Source organism: Primorskyibacter flagellatus (assembly GCF_900176485.1).
GTDB lineage: Bacteria > Pseudomonadota > Alphaproteobacteria > Rhodobacterales > Rhodobacteraceae > Primorskyibacter > Primorskyibacter flagellatus.
This window is the reverse complement of sequence record NZ_FWYD01000002.1, coordinates 212,746-231,265: the sequence shown is the minus strand read 5'-3', so window position 1 is coordinate 231,265 and position 18,520 is coordinate 212,746. Positions and strand designations below refer to the sequence as shown.

20 protein-coding genes are annotated in these 18,520 nt (G+C 60.4%); 12 read left to right on the top strand and 8 right to left on the bottom strand.

The genetic code is table 11. The features are described from left to right. Position 1: 1 nt before the first annotated feature. On the bottom strand, positions 2 to 340 hold the full coding sequence (locus B8991_RS04025) for a DUF2794 domain-containing protein (RefSeq protein WP_084350554.1): 339 nt from the start codon (positions 338 to 340) through the stop codon (positions 2 to 4). A gap of 361 nt (positions 341 to 701) precedes the next feature. Between B8991_RS04025 and B8991_RS04020 the strand changes: the two genes are divergently transcribed. The 3 genes from B8991_RS04020 to B8991_RS04010 are packed head-to-tail and all read left to right on the top strand — an operon-like array spanning position 702 to position 2,713. Next, positions 702 to 1,466, top strand: a complete 765-nt coding sequence (locus B8991_RS04020; protein WP_084350552.1) for a potassium channel family protein — start codon at positions 702 to 704, stop codon at positions 1,464 to 1,466. Continuing rightward, complete coding sequence (locus tag B8991_RS04015) at positions 1,463 to 1,954, top strand: GNAT family N-acetyltransferase (protein WP_084350550.1); 492 nt, start codon at positions 1,463 to 1,465, stop codon at positions 1,952 to 1,954. Before B8991_RS04020 ends, B8991_RS04015 begins: the two co-directional genes overlap by 4 nt. A 45-nt stretch (positions 1,955 to 1,999) precedes the next feature. After that, complete coding sequence (locus B8991_RS04010; RefSeq protein WP_084350548.1) at positions 2,000 to 2,713, top strand: NYN domain-containing protein; 714 nt, start codon at positions 2,000 to 2,002, stop codon at positions 2,711 to 2,713. Positions 2,714 to 2,740: 27 nt separating this feature from the next. Here the strand turns inward: B8991_RS04010 and B8991_RS04005 are convergent, their stop codons facing one another. Together B8991_RS04005 and B8991_RS21400 are read right to left on the bottom strand one after the other, a co-directional pair. Beyond that, positions 2,741 to 3,355, bottom strand: coding sequence for a TetR/AcrR family transcriptional regulator (locus tag B8991_RS04005; protein ID WP_084350546.1), 615 nt, complete (start codon positions 3,353 to 3,355; stop codon positions 2,741 to 2,743). A 63-nt stretch (positions 3,356 to 3,418) separates the two neighbouring features. After that, on the bottom strand, positions 3,419 to 3,586 hold the full coding sequence (locus B8991_RS21400) for a hypothetical protein (protein WP_179141422.1): 168 nt from the start codon (positions 3,584 to 3,586) through the stop codon (positions 3,419 to 3,421). A gap of 152 nt (positions 3,587 to 3,738) precedes the next feature. On the opposite strand from B8991_RS21400, the gene mbfA reads away from it, so the two are divergent. The 4 genes from mbfA (at position 3,739) to zapE (ending at position 7,554) form a co-directional block, all read left to right on the top strand. Beyond that, on the top strand, positions 3,739 to 4,713 hold the full coding sequence (gene mbfA / locus B8991_RS04000; protein WP_143514485.1) for an iron exporter MbfA: 975 nt from the start codon (positions 3,739 to 3,741) through the stop codon (positions 4,711 to 4,713). Positions 4,714 to 4,848: 135 nt separating this feature from the next. After that, on the top strand, positions 4,849 to 5,778 hold the full coding sequence (locus tag B8991_RS03995) for an AEC family transporter (RefSeq protein ID WP_084350542.1): 930 nt from the start codon (positions 4,849 to 4,851) through the stop codon (positions 5,776 to 5,778). An 88-nt stretch (positions 5,779 to 5,866) separates the two neighbouring features. Then, positions 5,867 to 6,337, top strand: coding sequence for a YaiI/YqxD family protein (locus tag B8991_RS03990; RefSeq protein WP_084350540.1), 471 nt, complete (start codon positions 5,867 to 5,869; stop codon positions 6,335 to 6,337). 152 nt (positions 6,338 to 6,489) lie between these two features. Then, positions 6,490 to 7,554, top strand: a complete 1,065-nt coding sequence (zapE, locus tag B8991_RS03985) for a cell division protein ZapE (protein ID WP_084350538.1) — start codon at positions 6,490 to 6,492, stop codon at positions 7,552 to 7,554. A gap of 396 nt (positions 7,555 to 7,950) precedes the next feature. Here zapE and B8991_RS03980 read toward each other — a convergent pair whose 3' ends face one another. Together B8991_RS03980 and accD are read right to left on the bottom strand one after the other, a co-directional pair. Beyond that, a complete protein-coding gene (locus tag B8991_RS03980) occupies positions 7,951 to 9,216 on the bottom strand; it encodes a bifunctional folylpolyglutamate synthase/dihydrofolate synthase (protein WP_084350536.1) in 1,266 nt (421 codons plus the stop codon). After that, complete coding sequence (accD, locus tag B8991_RS03975) at positions 9,213 to 10,136, bottom strand: acetyl-CoA carboxylase, carboxyltransferase subunit beta (RefSeq protein ID WP_084350534.1); 924 nt, start codon at positions 10,134 to 10,136, stop codon at positions 9,213 to 9,215. Before accD ends, B8991_RS03980 begins: the two co-directional genes overlap by 4 nt. Before the next feature lie 492 nt (positions 10,137 to 10,628). Here accD and ilvD point away from each other — a divergent pair, with 492 nt between their 5' ends. The 5 genes from ilvD to B8991_RS03950 all read left to right on the top strand — a co-directional run bounded on the left by ilvD (position 10,629) and on the right by B8991_RS03950 (position 15,399). Beyond that, positions 10,629 to 12,362 carry a dihydroxy-acid dehydratase gene (gene ilvD, locus B8991_RS03970; RefSeq protein ID WP_084350532.1) on the top strand — a complete coding sequence of 578 codons (1,734 nt, stop codon included), beginning with the start codon at positions 10,629 to 10,631 and terminating at the stop codon, positions 12,360 to 12,362. Then, positions 12,343 to 13,167, top strand: coding sequence for a dihydroxy-acid dehydratase (locus B8991_RS03965; RefSeq protein ID WP_143514484.1), 825 nt, complete (start codon positions 12,343 to 12,345; stop codon positions 13,165 to 13,167). Before ilvD ends, B8991_RS03965 begins: the two co-directional genes overlap by 20 nt. A gap of 65 nt (positions 13,168 to 13,232) precedes the next feature. Further along, the gene (locus B8991_RS03960) at positions 13,233 to 14,003 is read left to right on the top strand and encodes a DUF6478 family protein (protein ID WP_084350527.1); all 771 of its coding nucleotides are present in this window, start codon (positions 13,233 to 13,235) and stop codon (positions 14,001 to 14,003) included. 19 nt (positions 14,004 to 14,022) lie between these two features. Next, a complete protein-coding gene (locus B8991_RS03955; protein ID WP_084350525.1) occupies positions 14,023 to 14,400 on the top strand; it encodes a hypothetical protein in 378 nt (125 codons plus the stop codon). Between the two features lie 78 nt (positions 14,401 to 14,478). Beyond that, positions 14,479 to 15,399 (top strand): DMT family transporter, encoded by a 921-nt coding sequence (locus tag B8991_RS03950; RefSeq protein WP_084350523.1) that lies wholly within the window; start codon positions 14,479 to 14,481, stop codon positions 15,397 to 15,399. 4 nt (positions 15,400 to 15,403) lie between these two features. Here B8991_RS03950 and B8991_RS03945 read toward each other — a convergent pair whose 3' ends face one another. The 3 genes from B8991_RS03945 to B8991_RS03935 all read right to left on the bottom strand — a co-directional run bounded on the left by B8991_RS03945 (position 15,404) and on the right by B8991_RS03935 (position 18,520). Next, entirely contained in the window at positions 15,404 to 16,735 is a 1,332-nt protein-coding gene (locus B8991_RS03945; protein ID WP_084350521.1) for an NAD(P)/FAD-dependent oxidoreductase, read from the bottom strand. Next, entirely contained in the window at positions 16,732 to 17,547 is an 816-nt protein-coding gene (locus tag B8991_RS03940; protein ID WP_084350519.1) for an ABC transporter permease, read from the bottom strand. The genes B8991_RS03945 and B8991_RS03940 overlap by 4 nt, the downstream gene beginning before the upstream one ends. Positions 17,548 to 17,629: 82 nt before the next feature. After that, positions 17,630 to 18,520 carry an ABC transporter permease subunit gene (locus B8991_RS03935; RefSeq protein WP_084350517.1) on the bottom strand — a complete coding sequence of 297 codons (891 nt, stop codon included), beginning with the start codon at positions 18,518 to 18,520 and terminating at the stop codon, positions 17,630 to 17,632.

The window sequence follows — 18,520 nt, the reverse complement described above, 5'->3', positions numbered from 1 at the left end:
GTCAGTCTACCGAACGAATGAGCTTACGCTCCAGCACGCGCAGCACGGCGCGCAGGTCGTGGCCACGTTTCAGGATCTGCCCGTCCATGCCGATCACCGCATACTGGCCCTGTCGATTGCGCAGTTTCGGGCGTTTCTCGATCCGGTAGAGAGGGTGTTCCGCGGTGCGGCGAAAGATCGAAAAGATCGCGACGTCACGAAGGCTGGAAATGCCGTAGTCGCGCCATTCTCCAGCGGCGACCATGCGGCCGTAAAGCGACAGGATCACCCCCAGCTCGGTGCGGTGAAAGGATATCTGAGCCGAGGCCTGATTGCCCGGAAATGGCGTGAGACTGTTCATGTCCCGACAGTTGCCCTGCGCGCACGGCAAAGCAAGCGTTTTGAGCACGGATTTGACCACCCTTCAGAAAACAATGCCGTAATCCAGCGGTATCGGCTTTGCCGATGCTCGATTCTTGATTGGCGCTGCGTGGCAACTGGTGCAACCGGACCCAAGCGCAGTGTGTTTGGCCAACCTTGCATGGTTTGACGGCATCCAACCCAAGGCGCGTTGCAACCAAGGCCATGATCGCACAATGTGGGTGACAGGCCGTCGGAACGGTGCTGACTAAGGGTGCCGCCTGAACGGCCTATTGGTGTGGGTGCCAGGTGGCTTGATCGGGCGCGGATCGGCCCGCGGGATACGTTGGCGAGGAGGCGGGATGGTCAAGAGCTGGTTGCGAGATCTGTACGAAGGCGAGAGTGATCGCGCCCATACCTTCCGTTATGCGCTGCTGGCGTTTGACCTGTTCACAATCGGCTATGTGATAACAACGTCTTTTGGCGATCATGGCAGGGTGGTCGAGACAATCGATACGGTGTTCGGCATCGTCTTTCTGGTGGATTTCGTTGCCAGACTGACGCTTGCAGAGCGGCGTTTGAAGTTTCTGATCCTGCCCGTGACCTTGGCAGACATCGTGGCGATCATCTCGTTTCTGGCCCCGCTCGCCGGAGAAGGACTTGGCTTTCTTCGTATCCTGCGCACCTTGCGCCTGTTGCACACTTACCAATTGCTCAGGCGGCTACGGCAGGATTTTCGCCTGTTTCGGCAAAACGAAGAGCTTCTGGTCGCCGCGATCAATCTGGTGGTGTTCCTGTTCGTGATGACGGGGCTGGTCTATGCCACGCAATATCGAAGCAATTCGCAGATCGGAAATTATGCCGATGCGATGTATTTCACCGTGACGGCGCTGACCACGACCGGGTTCGGGGATATTACTCTGAACGGGACGTGGGGGCGGCTGATCTCGGTCGTGGTGATGATCTGCGGCGTCACATTGTTCCTGCGGCTTGCACAGGTCTTGTTTCGGCCCACAAAGGTGCGCCAGCCCTGCAAGGTTTGCGGACTTTTGCTGCATGATGCGGATGCAGTGCATTGCAAACATTGCGGCGAACCCATGCGGATTGAGACCGAAGGTATGAAATGAGCGATCTTGTCTTTCGGGTGGCCGAACCTGCCGATGCAGGCGTGCTTTGGGCAATGCTGGAACCGGTATTCCGGGCCGGTGACACCTATGCCATCGACCCGCAGATCTCGCGCCGGGATGCACTGGCCTATTGGACGGGGACAGGGCGCGAAGCATGGATCGTCGAGGAAGGCGACGTGCCACTGGGCAGCTACTATCTGAAAGCCAATCAGCAGGGCGGTGGCGCGCATGTCTGCAATTGCGGCTTCGTCACCTCGCTTGACGCGCAGGGCCGCGGCGTGGCGCGTAGGATGCTGGATCATGCGCTGGACCAGGCGGCGACGGTTGGCTTTCTTGCGATGCAGTTCAACTTTGTCGTGGTCAGCAACACCCGCGCCATCGACATCTGGCAGCGCGCAGGGTTCGCCGTGGTGGGCCGGTTGCCGGGGGCTTTTCGCCACCCGGATGATGGGTTTGTCGATGCGCTGGTTATGTACCGCCATCTGTGACAGGCTAGGGGCAAACCCGTATTACCCATCCACAAGGAGCCCTCCGTGGCAGACAAGGCACAAACCCCGCTTCTGGCGGTGCTGATCGACGGCGACAACACGTCTCCGAAACATGCCAAGGCGATCTTCGAAGAGATCGCGGCGCTGGGGGAGGCAAGTGTGCGGCGCTGCTATGGTGATTTTTCCAGCCCGCAGATGAATGGCTGGTCGAAGGTTCAGTCGGAATTCGGCATGGTGCCGCATCACCAGCCCGCCAATACCGTCGGCAAGAATGCCAGCGACATCGCGTTGGTGATTGACGCGATGGACCTGCTGCATTCAGGCCGGTTCGACGGGTTTGTGCTTGTGTCCTCGGACAGCGATTTTACCCGTTTGGCCAGCCGCATCCGAGAACAGGGGCTGGACGTGTTCGGGATTGGTCAGGCCAAGACGCCGGAAGCGTTCCGTAAAGCCTGCAAAAGGTTCATCTTTGTTGAGAACCTTGGCGGTGACGATGCACGCGCTGAAAACGCGCCGCGCGCAAGTTCCGGCAAGCTGGACGAGGCGCGCCGACTGATCGCAACAGCGATGGATTCGATTGAGCAGGAGGATGATTGGTACACGCTGGGTCAGCTTGGCCAGTTCATCGTCGCCTCCAACCCCGATTTTGACACCCGGACCTATGGCAAACGCAAACTCAGCGACCTTGTGGCGGATCTGAAGGTGTTCGAGACAAAGCGCGGAGCTGGCAATCAGATCATGGTACGGCGACTGGACTAGCGCAGGGGATGCAAAAGCGGCGCTGTTTCAGGTGCCGTAGCGCGCCATGAACGTGTCCACGGCCCCGGTGACCACCCGGTCGATATCCGTATTCGAGTGTTCCTGCGCGATGCCAAACACAAGCTGTGTCCACAGATCGGCTTTGCACAGCTCTGCAAACTGACTGGCGGCAAGGTCAAGGTCGTCTATCCGCAACTCGCCGCGCGCGATGGATTGACGAAAATACTCGATGATCATGCGCTGCATCGCCATCGGGCCGGATTCGTAGAAAGCGTGGGCAAGATCGGGAAACCGGTCGCCTTCCGCCACGCAGAGCCGAAAGATCTGCTGCCCGAATTTTGACGTGATAAAACGCAGGAAGGTGCGTCCGACCTGATCGAGAACAAGCTGCGGTGGCCCGGACATGTCGATGTCCTGCGGTGCCTGATCCGATTGCCGACAGCATTCGGTTGTGGCCACCTCCATGAACAGCAGCCGCTTGTCTGGGAAATAGCTGTAAAGCGTCGCCTTCGACACCCCGGCCGCGCGGGCGATGTCGTCGACGCTTGCGCCTTCGAACCCGTCAGCCATGAAAACCGTGCGCGCACCTTCGAGCACTTGATCGAATTTCCGACCCTTGCGGATCGAAGTCTGCGTATTCATTCCCAATCTCCCGTGATCGTCTGGACTATAGACCGGACAGTTCAGTTCAGGCAAGAGACGGCGTCACTTGCACACTGCATCAAACGTCGTCAGACACTCTGTCGGCACCGGGTGCGTCGGGCCGGTCGTATCGGGGCAAAGCGCCACTGGTGGATCGACGGGCCCCCGCGATGCCTGCGCGGCAACCGGCAATGTCAGAAGCGCCGTCAGCAGAAATGTCGAGCGGATCATCGGAACGTCCTTTCAGGTCTGTCATCTCTGACTGGCATCTAAACAAGGTGGTTCAGTTCACAAGGAGTGCGGCAAACGGTTCCGTTCACGTTTTTGCGCTTGCAGCCTTCTGGGAAGGAGTTACATTAGAACCATTCTAAACGGAGTCAGTGATGCGGTATTTCACTCAGCGGCGACATTTCAAAGACCTGAGCGAGCAGGAAGTGCTGGCGCTTGCTATTTCGTCGGAAGAGGATGATGCGCGGATTTACCGAAGCTATGCAGAGCGGTTGCGCGCGGATTTTCCGGAGTCAGCCAAGGTCTTTGACGGTATGGCCGTCGAAGAGGACGGCCATCGCGCGTCGTTGATTGCCCTGCATCGCAAACGGTTCGGCGAGGTCATTCCCTTGATCCGTCGCGAACATGTCGCAGGTTATTACGCACGCCGCCCGGTCTGGCTGATCGAAAACCTTGGCTTGGATCGGATCCGTGATGAAGCCGCAGCGATGGAAGCTGACGCAGAACAATTCTACCTGACCGCCGCAAAGCGCAGCACCGATGCCGAAACCCGTAAGTTGCTGGGCGATCTGGCCGCTGCCGAGGCCGGACACCAACACGCGGCCGATCGGTTGGTGGAACAACATCTGAATGATGATGCCCGCGCCGAAGAGGACCGTGGCGCGCATCGCAAATTCATCCTGACCTGGGTGCAGCCGGGCCTTGCGGGGCTGATGGATGGCTCTGTCTCGACGCTTGCGCCGATCTTCGCGGTTGCCTTTGCCACACATGACACCTGGACGACCTTCCTTGTCGGGCTTGCGGCGTCCGTCGGGGCTGGTATCTCGATGGGCTTTACCGAGGCGGCCTCGGATGATGGAGAGTTATCGGGGCGCGGATCACCGATCAAGCGCGGCGTGGCCTCAGGGGTGATGACAACGCTGGGCGGCTTGGGCCACGCGCTGCCTTATCTTATTCCCTCCTTCTGGACCGCGACGACCATCGCCATCATCATCGTTTTTGTAGAGCTATGGGCCATCGCCTGGATCCAGAACCGCTATATGCAAACGCCGTTCTTCCGGGCTGCGTTTCAGGTGGTGCTGGGCGGGGCGTTGGTGTTTGCTGCCGGTGTGCTGATCGGCAGCGGCTAGGGCGCGCCATCGCCCGATTTGCGGCCGACCGCCGGATTTGTGCCGAAACCAAAGGTGCCGGGCACCAGGCGCAGGGTGTCGTTCGTCTCGCCAATCACTGATTGACGGCACCGGGGAGCGTGCTACCAGATCCCAATGGTCGAGATTTTCTTCAGAACGCTTCCCTTCTTTGCACTCATTGCTCTGGGCTATGGGGCGGGGCGTACGAAGTTCTTTTCCGCCGAGGCGACAGCTTACCTCACAAAGTTCGTTTTCTACTTTGCACTGTCGGCGATGTTGTTCCGGTTTTCGGCAAATCTATCATTCGCCGAAATCTATGATGCGCGGCTTGCGGCGGCCTACCTTTGGGGAACGGCCTTCGTCTACGGCATTGCGTCGGTCGTTGGGTTTCTGCGCGGGCTGGACGTTCAGACAACGGCCGTAGAGGCACAATGCGCGTGCATCGGAAATACCGGGTTTCTGGGCGTGCCGATGCTGGCCGTGTTGCTGGGCCAGGACGCGGTCGGCCCGATCATCCTGGTGTTGTCGATTGACCTGATCGTGTTCTCCTCCCTGATCGTGATCCTGATAACCGGATCGCGGGATGGGCGGATGTCGTTGGGCATCTTGCGGAGCGTCGGGCTGGGATTGCTGAAAAACCCGATGATCGTGTCGATGGTCCTGGGGCTTGGCTGGTCCTCTACCGGGGTCGCCCTGCCCGCGCCGATCAACGATTTCATGACCATTCTTGGGGCTGCCGCGACGCCGGGCGCCCTGTTTGCAATCGGCGCTTCACTGGCCACGAAATCTGCTGAAAGGATGAGCATCGCAGTCTGGATCAGCTTCTGCAAACTGATCCTGCATCCAGCCTTTGTGGCCATTGGCGCGCTGTTTCTGTTCCCGGTGGAGCCGTATAAGGCTGCTGTCGTGATCAGTGCCGCGTCGCTGCCGGTGGCGGGCAATGTCTTTATCCTTGCACAGCATTACGGGGTGGCACCGCAGCGTGTGTCTGCCGCGATCCTGATATCGACAGCGGCGAGCATCCTGACAGTCTCGGCCGTGATTGCCTGGGTGACGGTGGCCTGATGGCGCTTGCCCTGACAATGCAATCCGGTCTAGCCCCTTGCGGTATTGGACAATTGGAGGGTGTCGTGGAAATCAGTCCAAAACAATCATGGTTTGCCACGATGGTGCGCGCGTGACGGTCTACGTTGATGCAGATGCCTGCCCGGTCAAAGCCGAGGCGGAACAGGTCGCCAGCCGTCACCGGGTAGAGATGAAGCTGGTCTGCAACGGTGGTCTGCGCCCGCCCGCAAATCCGCTGGTTGAACTTGTGGTGGTTTCCGAAGGCCCCGATATTGCCGATATGTGGATCGCTGACCGGGCGGGCAAAGGTGATGTGGTGGTGACGGGCGACATACCATTGGCCGCCAAATGCGTGGCCAACGGCGCGCGTGTACTACGCCACAATGGCGAGGCGTTGACGGAGGCAAATATAGGCGCACAGCTTGGCATGCGCGATCTGATGACGGATCTCAGAGCCGCCGATCCATTCCGGCAGGGCGGCGGGAAAGGGTTCTCCAAGGCCGACCGGTCCCGCTTTCTGAACGCGTTGGAACGAGAATTGCGCGCCGCCGCATCTTGACCTTAAGACCACAAGCCAACGCTCAGGGGGTTTGTAAATGCCGTGGCGGCGCGCGTCGCCTGCCCCGGCCCTGAGCCGGGGCCTCTGTGCCGAAGCACTCCTCGAGATTCATAGCATCTACACATCCGTGCGCAGGCGCGCTATGCCGAACCATGGCCAGTGTGAACACAATATACGAGCGCCGCGTCGCCGATGGTGAACTGACAGAGGATGCCTCTCAGCGCTCTGTGCTCGCGGAATTTGAACGCATTCAGAACAGCCTTGAGAATGCGCCGAAGCGCGGTTTGTTCCGGCGGGCACCTGAACCGCCAAAAGGGCTTTATCTTTGGGGGGGGGTCGGGCGTGGCAAGTCGATGCTTATGGATCTGTTTGTCGAAGCCCTGGATGACATTCCCGTTCGGCGCGTCCATTTCCACGCATTTATGCAGGAAATTCATACGGCTCTGCACAAGGCCCGTCAGGACGGCGTTGAGGATGCGCTGAAACCTGTCGCAAAATCCGTGGCCGACAGCGTCAAGGTGCTGGCCTTTGACGAGATGCAGATCACCGACATCACCGATGCGATGCTGGTTGGCCGGCTGTTCGAAATGCTATTTCAAGCCGGCGTCGTGGTTGTGACGACCTCAAACCGGGTGCCGAACGACCTTTACAAGGATGGCTTGAACCGCCAGCTTTTCCTGCCGTTCATAAAGCTCTTGAATGACCGGATGGTGGTGCATGAATTGCGCTCTGACACGGATTACCGGCAGGATCGGTTGAGCGGATCAAAAGTGTACTTCACCCCACCGGATGCGGCCGCGAGGCAAGAGATTGAAGCAATCTGGCAGGATCTGACAGGGGGTCGCTCTGAAGAGCTGGAGATTGTTGTCAAAGGCCGACGGATAGAGTTGCCACGGTATCACAACGGTGTCGCGAGGGTCTCTTTCTACCAGCTTTGTGGACATATGCTGGGTCCGGCGGATTATCTGGCGATTGCTGACGCGGTGCGTGTCCTGATTGTCGAGGATATTCCGCGTCTTTCACGACAGAATTTCAACGAGGCGAAGCGGTTCGTCACGCTGATAGATGCGCTGTACGAGGCGAAAGTGCGCCTGATTGCCAGCGCCGCCGCAGAGCCGGAGATGCTGTATGTCGAAGGTGAGGGCACTTTCGAGTTCGAACGCACGGCAAGTCGGTTGCGCGAAATGCAATCCGACGGCTGGGGGCAGGCCGGTTGATTTCAGCCGCCGCCTGAACCCTTGTTCCCGTCACAACTGGCGGCAAAAAATGGGGCCCCGAAGGGCCCCCAAGATCTGCTCTTGTTATCGTTGGTTCTTGCCTTTTTTGTTCGGTCCAGGCGCGTGGCCCTTTCAGATCGCAACGCGGTCCTTATGCAAACTGTCTGCTCCCGGCGCAGCGCGGTATGCCGGGCGCGGCCCGCGGATCATTCGGATAAATCTTGCCTGCGTGGCCGCCCGTAACCGGTCAGACACGGTGTTGCGCCGGTCGATCATTCATTTAGCTTCCAAGAGCCGGGCTGCGTGTTTTGCACCGATCTCTTGGATCTATTTATAGGCGTAGTTTTGCGAATCAGTCAACATCTTGTGATTCGCCATTTTGGGGGAGGCGCGCGATCAGCCGTTCTCGCGCAGGACATGCCCCGCAAGGTAGAGCGAGCCGCAGATCAAAACGCGTGCCTCGGGCTCGCGCGCCGCAATGGCGTGCAGGGCGTCTGCCACACTAACCGCGCTTGACGTATCAAAACCTGCGGTATGCGCAATTCCGGCTGTGGTCTCGGCAGGCAGCGTGTTGGCCTCGCCGGGGATCGACACCGCAGTAAGACTGTCTGCGACGCGCGCGAGGGGGCGCAGATAGCCGGTGACATCCTTGGTGTTCAGCATGCCGCAGATCAGATGCGTCGGCCGTTGGGGCAGGCTGCGCAGATGCGCCGCCAATGCCTCTCCCGCGGCGGGGTTGTGCCCGCCATCCAGCCACAGCTCGATCTGTGGAGCAGACGATACCAGAAGGCCCTTGCGCAGGCGCTGCATGCGGGCGGGCCAGTTGGCGGCCGTGACTGCGGCCTCGGCGTTGCCGGTGCCAAGCTGACGCAGAGCAGCGAGCGCAGCGCCCGCGTTTTCGATCTGATGCGCGCCGGGCAGGTTGGGCAGAGGCAGATCCAGCAGGCCGGTCTCGTCCTGATAGACCATGCGGCCATGTTCCGGGTAGGCGTGCCAGTGCTGGCCGTGGGCCAATACAGGCGCGCCCAGACGGGCGGCGGTCGCTTCGATGACCTCCAGCGCGGCTTCAGGCTGCGGGCCCACGATGCAGGGCACGCGCCGCTTCAGGATGCCGGCCTTCTCGGCGGCGATCTTTGGCAACGTGTCGCCCAGAAAGCCCTCGTGATCCATCGATACCGGGGTAATGACCGTCAGTGCCGGAGAGGCCACGACATTTGTCGCATCCAACCTGCCGCCCAGCCCGACCTCAAGCAGCGTGTAATCAGCCGGCGTTCGCGCCATCGCCAGCAGGGCGGCGCAGGTGGTGATCTCGAAATAGGTGATGCTTTCGCCATTATTGGCGGCGTAGCATTCGTCAAGATATGCCGTCAGGGCGGTTTCGGAAATCAGCGTGCCTGCCAGACGGATACGTTCGTGGAACCGGGCCAGATGCGGCGAGGTATAGGCGTGAACCCGGTGGCCAGACGCCTCCAGCCCGGCGCGGATCATCGCTTGGGTGGACCCCTTGCCATTGGTGCCCGCGATATGGACCACAGGCGGCAGCGAGTCCTGGGGATTGCCAAGCGCCTCCAGCAGCCGCCAGACACGATCAAGCGTCAGGTCGATGATTTTAGGGTGCAGCGCCATCATCCGGTCAAGGATGACGTCAGAACCGGCGGTCATTTTGCGTCAACCGCTTCGGTGTCAGAGGGCGTCTTGCCGTCCGGCGCAGGCAGGTCGCCCATGACGGCAGGCGGAAGACCCATCAGCATCCGGGTGATTGTGATAAGTTCTTCGCGCATCTTCGTGCGGTTGGTGACGCGGTCAAGCATGCCGTGTTCCAGCAGATATTCCGCGCGCTGAAAGCCGTCGGGCAGCTTTTCGCGAATTGTCTGTTCAATAACCCGCGCTCCGGCAAAGCCGATCAGGGCATTGGGCTCGGCTATGTGGACGTCGCCCAGCATCGCGTAGGATGCGGTCACGCCGCCGGTTGTCGGGTGGGTCAGCACGACGATATAGGGCAGCCCGGCCTCTTTCAGCATCTGCACGGCGACGGTGGTGCGGGGCATCTGCATCAGGGATAAAATCCCCTCTTGCATGCGCGCGCCACCCGCTGCCGAAAACAGGATCAGCGGCCGGTTCAGCGCGACGGCGCGTTCGGCGGCGGCAATAATGGCGTTGCCGACATACATGCCCATTGATCCGCCCATGAAGCGAAAGTCCTGCGCCGCGGCGACGATCGGCGTGCGTCCGATGTCGCCTTCGACAACCAGCATCGCCTCTTTTTCGCCGGTGGTCTTCTGCGCCGCCTTCATCCGGTCGGGGTAGCGTTTCTGGTCCCGAAATTGCAGCGGATCGGGGATTGGATCAGGCACGGCAATTTCGGTGAAGATGCCCGCGTCAAACAGCGCTTCAAAGCGCGTGCGCGGTGAAATTGCCATATGATGGTTGCAATTGGTGCAGACGTTCAGATTGTCCGACAATTCGCGGTGAAACAGCATGGTTCCGCATTCGTCGCATTTCGTCCACAGGTTCTCGGGGATTTCACGACGCGAAAAGATAGAGTTTATGCGCGGTCGGACGTAGTTAGTGATCCAGTTCATCTGCAATTTCCCGAAGCCTGTGTGCACCGTGAAATAGTCGCCGGCGAAGGGAATTGCAATCCGCCCCTTCGGATGAGGCGCGCGCTGGGAGTGCGAAGCGCGCGCCTTGTCCGGAGTGATGTTGCGCCATGGCCGGGGAGTGAGGAGCACCGGCGCAGATCGCCGGACTATCGGCGAGGGGAAGTCCACGTCTGCTGTGACGAGACTACACCTAGGGTTGTATTCTGCCTGTCGACTTCTGTCAAAGGTTTATTTTGTGACGTTCCAATCATTTGAAATGTCGTGTGAGAAGGGACGCCGTCCAATTCGGGCTTGTGGCAATGGGATCGCAAAGGTCAGATAACGGCCATCCCAAAAGACCAAACTCAACGGCGCGGACTTCGGCTTGCTGATTGCAGCGCTCGGCGCGCGCAACATACAGGAAGATCCTTGTGAAGGCACAACGCGTTGGGTATTCCATCTGCAACGCATTTATCAAGGGAGGCCAGCGCCATGCTCAAGCGCCAGTTCGATAAAACCAAGTTGCCAAGCCGTCATGTCACCGAAGGTGCGGCGCGCGCGCCGCATCGGTCCTATTACTATGCGATGGGAATGACCGAGGAGGAAATTCATCAACCTCTTGTCGGCGTTGCGACCTGCTGGAACGAGGCCGCCCCGTGCAACATCGCGCTGAACCGTCAGGCGCAGTCGGTCAAGATGGGGGTCAAATCGGGCAGCGGCACCCCGCGCGAGTTCACAACGATTACCGTGACTGACGGGATTGCAATGGGCCATGAAGGCATGCGGTCCTCGCTGGCGTCGCGTGAAGCGATTGCCGATACGGTAGAACTGACGATGCGCGGTCATTGCTACGACGCCCTTGTCGGCCTGGCGGGCTGCGACAAATCCTTGCCGGGCATGATGATGGCAATGATTCGTCTGAACGTGCCGTCTGTGTTCCTGTATGGCGGGTCGATCCTGCCGGGTCGTCTGAATGGCAAGGATGTGACGGTTCAGGACGTGTTCGAGGCCGTGGGCCAGCATCAGGCCGGCAACATGACCACATGCGAGCTGGAAAAGCTCGAAGCGGTGGCTTGCCCTTCGGCGGGGGCCTGTGGCGGTCAGTTTACCGCCAACACCATGGCCTGCGTGTCCGAGGCGATCGGCCTTGCGCTGATGAACTCGTCGGGTGCGCCAGCGCCTTACGAATCGCGCGATGCCTATGCCGAGGCGTCGGGCGTGGCGGTCATGAACCTAATCGAAAAGAACATCCGGGCGCGTGATATCGTGACGCGCAAATCGCTGGAAAACGCCGCGCGTGTCGTGGCCTGCACGGGCGGGTCGACAAATGCCGGACTTCACCTGCCAGCCATGGCGCATGAGGCGGGAATTGACTTCTACCTTGATGATGTTTGCGATATTTTCCGCGACACCCCGTATTTCGTCGATCTGAAACCCGGTGGGCAGTTCGTCGCCAAAGACCTCTATGAGGTTGGTGGCGTCCCGGTCGTGATGAAAGAGCTGCGCAAAGCGGGTCTGCTGCACGAAGACTGCATCACCGCCGATGGCTGTACGATTGGTGAATCGCTGGACAAGATCACGCGCGAGGCCGATGGCCGTGTGATCTATCCGATTGAAACGCCTTTGACGAAAACCGGCGGTGTTGTCGGGCTGAAGGGTAACCTTGCCCCCGAAGGTGCGATTGTGAAAGTCGCAGGCATGGAAGCGCAGCATCAGCTGTTCACCGGCCCGGCGCGGGTGTTCGAATGTGAACAGGACGCGTTCGAGGCCGTGCAAAGCCGCAGCTACAAAGAAGGCGACGTGTTCGTGATCCGCAACGAAGGCCCCGCAGGCGGTCCGGGTATGCGTGAAATGCTGGCGACCACTGCGGCGCTGTCGGGGCAAGGGATGGGCAAGAAGGTGGCACTGATCACTGATGGCCGTTTCTCTGGCGCGACACGCGGTTTCTGTGTCGGGCACGTTGGCCCGGAGGCCGCGCATGGCGGGCCGATTGCATTGCTGCAAGACGGCGACGTGATCACGCTGAATGCAATCGAAGGCACGATCGACGTCGCACTGACCGATGAAGAGCTGGCAGAGCGCAAGGCCAACTGGAAAGGCCCGCGCGAGACGATCTATGCTTCCGGTGCGCTGTGGAAATACTCACAGCTTGTTGGTGAAATCTACAAGGGCGCAGTCACCCATCCGGGCGGCAAGGCTGAAAAGCATGACTACATGGATCTATGATCGCATGATGATGCGCCCGGCATTTCTGCTGGGCGCAATCGTGTCGTTGTTGGCCGGATGTGAAGCGGGACCAGCTGGACATCGCGGCTTGCTGGCGTCAGCGCGCGGAACCGCTTCGGTTGACGCCAACCCGATCACGACCTTACCTGTTGTCGGCGGCGAGGTCGTCCTGAGCGCCCCTGACGATTATTGCATTGATCTGGAAACTGTCGAAAGCAAGCGCACGCGCGCCTTTGCGGTCATCGCAAGCTGTCAGATTCTGAGCGGCGATACTTCGGGTGCCCTTGTACCTCCGGTGCTTGTCACCGTGACGGTCGGCGGTAAGGATCCGGGCGCGCAGATCCCCTCACCAGAGCAGATTGCCACCAGTGCCGGGGGTGGTTTATTGCGGAGTAGCGCGCGGAATGGTGTTTCTGTGGTGCAACTCGCCAAAGGCGGAACCGGCGTGTTGCCGAATGGCGATCAGCGGTATTGGCGGGGCGCTTTCCTGGTCGCGGGACGACAGGTCGGCCTTGCACTCTATGCGCCGAAGGGCAGCGAAATGGCGTCTGCCAACGGCGGAGCGTTCTTACAGGCCACAGCACGGGCCATTCGTTCCGCCAGTCCGGATGTGGACGACACGGCGCAACAAGAAGCACTGCCCGTCGGAACCGATGCTGCCAACGCGGCAACCGCGCCGCGTCGTACGGCGATGCTTCGGGGCGCTGGCGAAGCAGGCAAAGCGGCTGCCGCAGGATCACAGCCGAGGCAGCAGGGACTTGGCGCGGCAATCGGCAGTTTGTTCAAAGGCGACGCCTTGCGTTAACGGTCTCGCAGCGGCCGGGTTTGGCGGTTGGGTCACGCGTCGTGATGTGTGGTAAGAGGGATGGCATGGCAGAGCAAAACCGATTTCTCGACCGGTTGACCAATCGCGCTGCCTTGCGCCGGTGGGCGCGCGCCGCACGACGCGCAGAAGCAACGGATCTGAAAGAGTTGCGGGCGCAGCGCCAACATGCCCGCCGCCTGCGTCATCATCTCGACAAGCTGATCCGAATTGCCGAGAGTCGGTTGGCACTGCCGCGGATCGGCTCTACTCGCTTTCCCAAACCAAACGATACCGATTGGGCCTATAGGCCACAATTGTGGCGCGGCCCGCTGCGTAATCCTGGCCTGTCCGCGGTGGTTTCGAACGCGACGATGGGCGAAGAGGTGAAGATCTTTCATGATTGTACCCGGTCGGAACTGACGCTGCGCCAGTTGCGCAATACCCGCGTGGCCGACCTTGCCCCATTTGGCCTGCAAATGGATGTGTTCGGTTTTGACGGCAGCTACCTGTCGCTTGCGATCGATCTGCCGGACAGTGCGGTGAAGGACCTCCGGCGTCGTCATCTGTTGCGCATGGAAGCGATCGTCGAGCTGGAAAATCCGCTCCGCATCTTTGCGCGCCTGAATATAAAGCACGGGCCCAATGTCGAACAGCTGGTCATGGAACTGCCGTTGACGGACAAGGCGGCCCTTGTCGAGTTTGATCTGGCCTATTCAAAGCTGAACGAAAGGCGCGTAGAGCGTCTATGGCTTGACCTGATCTTCGAAGAGCCAGCTATGAATCAGGTCATCCTGAGGGACCTGACGTTCAGCCGCAGACCACGGGCGGAACTCTAATGAAGAGGCCATACAGAGCATGAGCGACTATCACATTGCCAAGCGGCGCTTTGTCGAGGGTGTGTGGGAAGGGATCGTGACCCGCAAACGTGCCGATTCACCCGCGCCCAGGGTCGAGGTCACCCATCAGGGCCGCGCGCTTCCCGAGGTGAAACTTACAGAAAGCCCGGATGGAGGGCATTGGGATCTGACGGTTCCGGTCCCGGCAAATATGCTGGGAGACGGTGCGCAGGTGTTCCTGATAAACGATGCCGCCTCGGGCGATTTGCTGGACAGCTTCGCCATCATTGCAGGCGAGGTGCTGGCTGACGATCTGCACGCCGAGCTTCAGCTTTTGCGCGACGAACTGGACATGCTCAAACGCGCGTTCCGGCGGCATTGCCTGGACACAGGCTGACGCTTTCGTGTCAGCGCGATTGACCTTTCGGGCGCTCGGGTCCAATGTCGCCGGACACTGAACTTTCCCGAGGTTTGAATGTCCCCCGCTCGTGGCATGGCGCTGAAGCTGTTTGCGCTTTTTCTGTTCATGGCCATGTCCTCGCTGATCAAGGCAAGCTCGGCCGAAGTGTCCAGCTTTCAGGCGGTGTTCTTCCGGTCCTTCTTTGCCCTGCCAATCATTGTGATCTGGCTTGCCGCCCGCAAGGAGCTTTCGACAGGTCTGCGCACCCGGAACCCGGCGGCGCATTTCTGGCGCGGGATCATCGGCACGTCAGCGATGGGGTGCGGATTTGCGGCGTTGGGCCTTCTGCCACTGCCCGAGGTTACGGCGATCGGTTTTGCCTCGCCCCTGATTACGGTGCTGCTTGCGGCGGTTTTGCTGGGCGAACGGGTGCGCGCCTTTCGTCTGACGGCGGTTGGCATCGGGTTGGTCGGCGTGCTGGTCATCCTTTGGCCGCGGTTGTCGATCTCTCCAAAGGATATGGAAATGGCCGCGACGCTGGGCGTGGTTCTGGTGCTGACGGGCGCCGCGCTGCGGTCGGTTGCCCAGATCCATATCCGCCGCATGGTGCAGTCCGAACAGACCTCTGCCGTTGTGTTCTACTTTTCGCTGACCGCGACAGTGCTTTCGCTGTTCACCATTCCGTTCGGTTGGGTGATGCCATCGACGCCGGTGCTGTGGATGCTGATCAGCGCGGGGCTGATCGGCGGGGTCGGCCAGATCTTTCTGACATCCTCTTACCGATTTGCCGAAGCATCGGTTCTTGCGCCGTTCGACTATGCCTCGATGCTGTTCGCGCTGATTTTCGGCTATGTCCTGTTTGGCGAGGTGCCGACGGGTGCAATGATGATCGGCGTTGCCATCGTGATGTCTGCGGGCGCGTTGATCATCTGGCGGGAACGGCAGTTGGGGCTGGAGCGTGGCAAGGCCCGCCGCAGCCTGACGCCGCAAGGCTGAGGGATCAGTCGGACAACCGCGCCCAGGCATATTCCGCCGCCAGAAAGCCCCGCCGGTAACGACCAAGCGGGAAGCGCGGAGGCGGTGCTGCAAAGGCGCGCGGGCGCAGGTGGCGGGGTGGCTTGCCCTGTGCCAGATCAGCAAGGATCGTACCGCAATAGCTGCCCATCGCCACGCCGTTGCCGTGATAACCGAAGGCCGTGAAAGCGCCGGGCATCTGCGGGATCTCGCCGCAATATGGTGTCAGCGACGCCGTCAGACAAACCATCCCGGACCAGTAGTAGGGGGTGGGAACATGCGCCCAAGCCGGAAAGATCCGGTCGAAATCCGTGCGGACGCGGGCGCGAATGCGTGTTTCATTGGCGGCAGAGCTAACCAGACCGCCGCGCATGCCAAAGACCATGCGGTTATCCGGCGTCAGGTGAAAATAATGCAGCAGTCGCCGGTCTTCATAGCCCATCTGGTGGCTGGTCCAACCCTGCGCGTTCAGCGTTTCCGCGTTCATCGGTTCCGTGGCGATGACAGAACTTTGCGCGGGCAGGGTGCGCCCCCGCAGCCAGGGGATCAGGTCCTCGGTCGTGTAGCCATTAGTGGCCACGATCAGCCGGTCGGCCTTGATGCGCGCCTGGGGCGTGGTCACGACAAAGTCATTGCCATCCCGCGCGACGTCAAGCGCAGGGCTGTCGCCGTGAAGCGCGACCCCCGCAGATGCGGCCGCCCGCGCGAGGCCCGACAGGTATTTGCGCGGGTGCAGCGCGAAGCCCACCGGCAAGGTCAGCCCGCCGTGATGGGTTGAGGCCATGCCTAGCGTTTTTAGCTGCCTTGTGTCGTGGACCTCAGTTTTTGCCCGATAGGCCTTGTCCATATCCGGTTTTTGAGTGCGCAGATGTTTTGCGGCGGCGCGGGAATGGGCGAGGATCGTTTCGCCATCAGAATGCCGGTCGATAGCGATCCCCAGACGCGTCGTCAGGGCGGCCACATGGTCGATTGCTGCAAGCTCTGCGTCGCGGACCTCTTGCGCCGCGCCCTCGCCGAAACGGCGCGTCAGCACCTTGTCTGGCGCGCGTGTGCCGCCCGCGCAGCAGAAGCCGCCATTGCGTCCGGAGGCGCCCCAGCCGGGGTGGCGGGCGTCGATCAGGCAGACAGAGGCGCCATCTTCGGCCAGATGCAATGCCGCGTTCAATCCGGTGTAGCCGCCGCCGATGACAAGTACATCGGCCGATATGTCGTCCGTTGCCGAGGCGGCGGCCAGCGCGTCTTCGGGCACGTCCCGCGCCCAAAGGTTCAGCCGGTTCGGCTCGCCGGAAAGGGCGTAGGCCCCGTAAAGATGCCTCATGTGCGTTCGGCGGCGCGGGTTTCTGCCTCTTGCCGGACGGCAGAGCGTTTGGAGATCAGCGAGGCGGAAATCACCCCCACCGTGACAATCGCGATCATGATGGTCGACAGCGCGTTGATCTCGGGCGAGACGCCAAGCCGCACGGCCGAGAAGATCTTGATCGGCAAGGTGGTCGAGGACGGACCGGCGGCAAAGGACGCGATCACCAGATCGTCCAGCGACAGGGTGAAGGCCAGAAGCCATCCGGAAATCACCGCTGGCGCGATGATCGGCAGGGTGACAAGGCGGAAAGCCTCGAACGGCGAGCAGCCTAGATCCAGCGCCGCCTCTTCGAGGGAAATGTCAAAACTTGCCAGCCGCGACGAAACGACAACCGAGACGTAGCACATCGAAAACGTTGTGTGGGCCAAAACAATAGTCAGAATGCCCCGGTCCAGACCGATGCCGATGAACAAGAGCAGCAACGACAGACCGGTGATGACCTCTGGCATGACCAGCGGCGCGTAGATCATACCGGAAAACAGAGTACGCCCAGGAAAACGGTTGGCGCGCACCAGCACATAGGCGGCCATGGTTCCCAGAATCGCCGCGAGGGTCGAACTGAAGAATGCCACGCGCAGAGTGACCCAGGCTGCATCCAGAAACGCCTCGTTCCGGATCAGTTCGCCATACCATTTGGTCGAGAAGCCGGCCCAGACGGTGACCAGCTTTGACTCGTTGAAGCTGTAGACGATCAGGATGACCATCGGCAGGTAGAGAAACGCGAAGCCGAGTGTCAGCGATGTGGCGTTAAACCAAGTGAAACGTCTCATATGTCCGCCTCCGGCGTGGCCGCACGAAGCCAGGTGACGTTATAGATCCTCTGCCGACGGCCCTGTGAAAATGTTTGCGCCCTCATCGTTCGGCCTCGCGTTGTTTCTGCTGGTTGCGCTGGAACAGGATGATCGGCACGATCAGGATCAGCAGAAGAATGATCGCCACCGCAGAGGCAACCGGCCAGTCGCGATTGGAGAAGAACTCTTCCCACAGCACTTTGCCGATCATCAGCGTTTGCGATCCGCCCAAAAGCGACGGGATCACGAATTCACCCAAGGCGGGGATGAAGACGAGAAAACATCCAGCCACAATGCCCGACTTGGACAGCGGCACAGTCACCAGCCAGAAGGCAGAGATGCGCGAACAGCCCAGATCCTCGGCGGCTTCCAGCAGGCTGTCGTCCAGCTTTTCCAGCGCGGCGTAGATCGGCAGGATCATGAAAGGCAGGTAGGTGTAGACGATGCCGATATAGACGGCGGTGTTGGTGTTGAGGATGGTCAACGGTTCCGAGATCAGCCCCAGCGCCAGAAGCAACTGATTCAGCAGCCCTTCGGTGTTCAGGATGCCCATCCACGCGTAGACGCGGATCAGAAAGCTTGTCCAGAACGGCAGGATCACCAGCATCAGCAGCGTCGGCCGCCATTCGCGCGGCGCGCGGGCCAGCGCGTAGGCAATGGGAAAACCGGTGGCCAGCGTCATCAGCGTCGATAGCAGCGCGATCTGAAACGAACTGAGATAGGCCTTCCAGTAAAGATCATCTGTCGTCAGGAAGGTGAAATTCTCGAAATCCAGCGCGGCCACGAAAGCGCGGAAACCGGCCCACCCCTCGGACAGGTCAAGCTGCGGCGTGTAGGGCGGAATCGACAGCGCAATATCGGACAGCGAGATCTTCAGGACGATGAGAAACGGTACCAAAAACAGCGCCAGAAGCCACAGATAAGGCAGGCCGATGAGGATCAGGCGCCGCAT

Bases quoted from the DNA above. Each gene is read 5' to 3' on its own strand.
- B8991_RS04025 (WP_084350554.1), bottom strand. From the start codon at position 340: ATGAACAGTCTCACGCCATTTCCGGGCAATCAGGCCTCGGCTCAGATA.
- B8991_RS04020 (WP_084350552.1), top strand. From the start codon at position 702: ATGGTCAAGAGCTGGTTGCGAGATCTGTACGAAGGCGAGAGTGATCGC.
- B8991_RS04015 (WP_084350550.1), top strand. From the start codon at position 1,463: ATGAGCGATCTTGTCTTTCGGGTGGCCGAACCTGCCGATGCAGGCGTG.
- B8991_RS04005 (WP_084350546.1), bottom strand. From the start codon at position 3,355: ATGAATACGCAGACTTCGATCCGCAAGGGTCGGAAATTCGATCAAGTG.
- B8991_RS21400 (WP_179141422.1), bottom strand. From the start codon at position 3,586: ATGATCCGCTCGACATTTCTGCTGACGGCGCTTCTGACATTGCCGGTT.
- mbfA (WP_143514485.1), top strand. From the start codon at position 3,739: ATGCGGTATTTCACTCAGCGGCGACATTTCAAAGACCTGAGCGAGCAG.
- B8991_RS03995 (WP_084350542.1), top strand. From the start codon at position 4,849: ATGGTCGAGATTTTCTTCAGAACGCTTCCCTTCTTTGCACTCATTGCT.
- B8991_RS03990 (WP_084350540.1), top strand. From the start codon at position 5,867: ATGGTTTGCCACGATGGTGCGCGCGTGACGGTCTACGTTGATGCAGAT.
- zapE (WP_084350538.1), top strand. From the start codon at position 6,490: ATGGCCAGTGTGAACACAATATACGAGCGCCGCGTCGCCGATGGTGAA.
- B8991_RS03980 (WP_084350536.1), bottom strand. From the start codon at position 9,216: ATGACCGCCGGTTCTGACGTCATCCTTGACCGGATGATGGCGCTGCAC.
- accD (WP_084350534.1), bottom strand. From the start codon at position 10,136: ATGAACTGGATCACTAACTACGTCCGACCGCGCATAAACTCTATCTTT.
- ilvD (WP_084350532.1), top strand. From the start codon at position 10,629: ATGCTCAAGCGCCAGTTCGATAAAACCAAGTTGCCAAGCCGTCATGTC.
- B8991_RS03965 (WP_143514484.1), top strand. From the start codon at position 12,343: ATGACTACATGGATCTATGATCGCATGATGATGCGCCCGGCATTTCTG.
- B8991_RS03960 (WP_084350527.1), top strand. From the start codon at position 13,233: ATGGCAGAGCAAAACCGATTTCTCGACCGGTTGACCAATCGCGCTGCC.
- B8991_RS03955 (WP_084350525.1), top strand. From the start codon at position 14,023: ATGAGCGACTATCACATTGCCAAGCGGCGCTTTGTCGAGGGTGTGTGG.
- B8991_RS03950 (WP_084350523.1), top strand. From the start codon at position 14,479: ATGTCCCCCGCTCGTGGCATGGCGCTGAAGCTGTTTGCGCTTTTTCTG.
- B8991_RS03945 (WP_084350521.1), bottom strand. From the start codon at position 16,735: ATGAGGCATCTTTACGGGGCCTACGCCCTTTCCGGCGAGCCGAACCGG.
- B8991_RS03940 (WP_084350519.1), bottom strand. From the start codon at position 17,547: ATGAGACGTTTCACTTGGTTTAACGCCACATCGCTGACACTCGGCTTC.
- B8991_RS03935 (WP_084350517.1), bottom strand. From the start codon at position 18,520: ATGCGGCGCCTGATCCTCATCGGCCTGCCTTATCTGTGGCTTCTGGCG.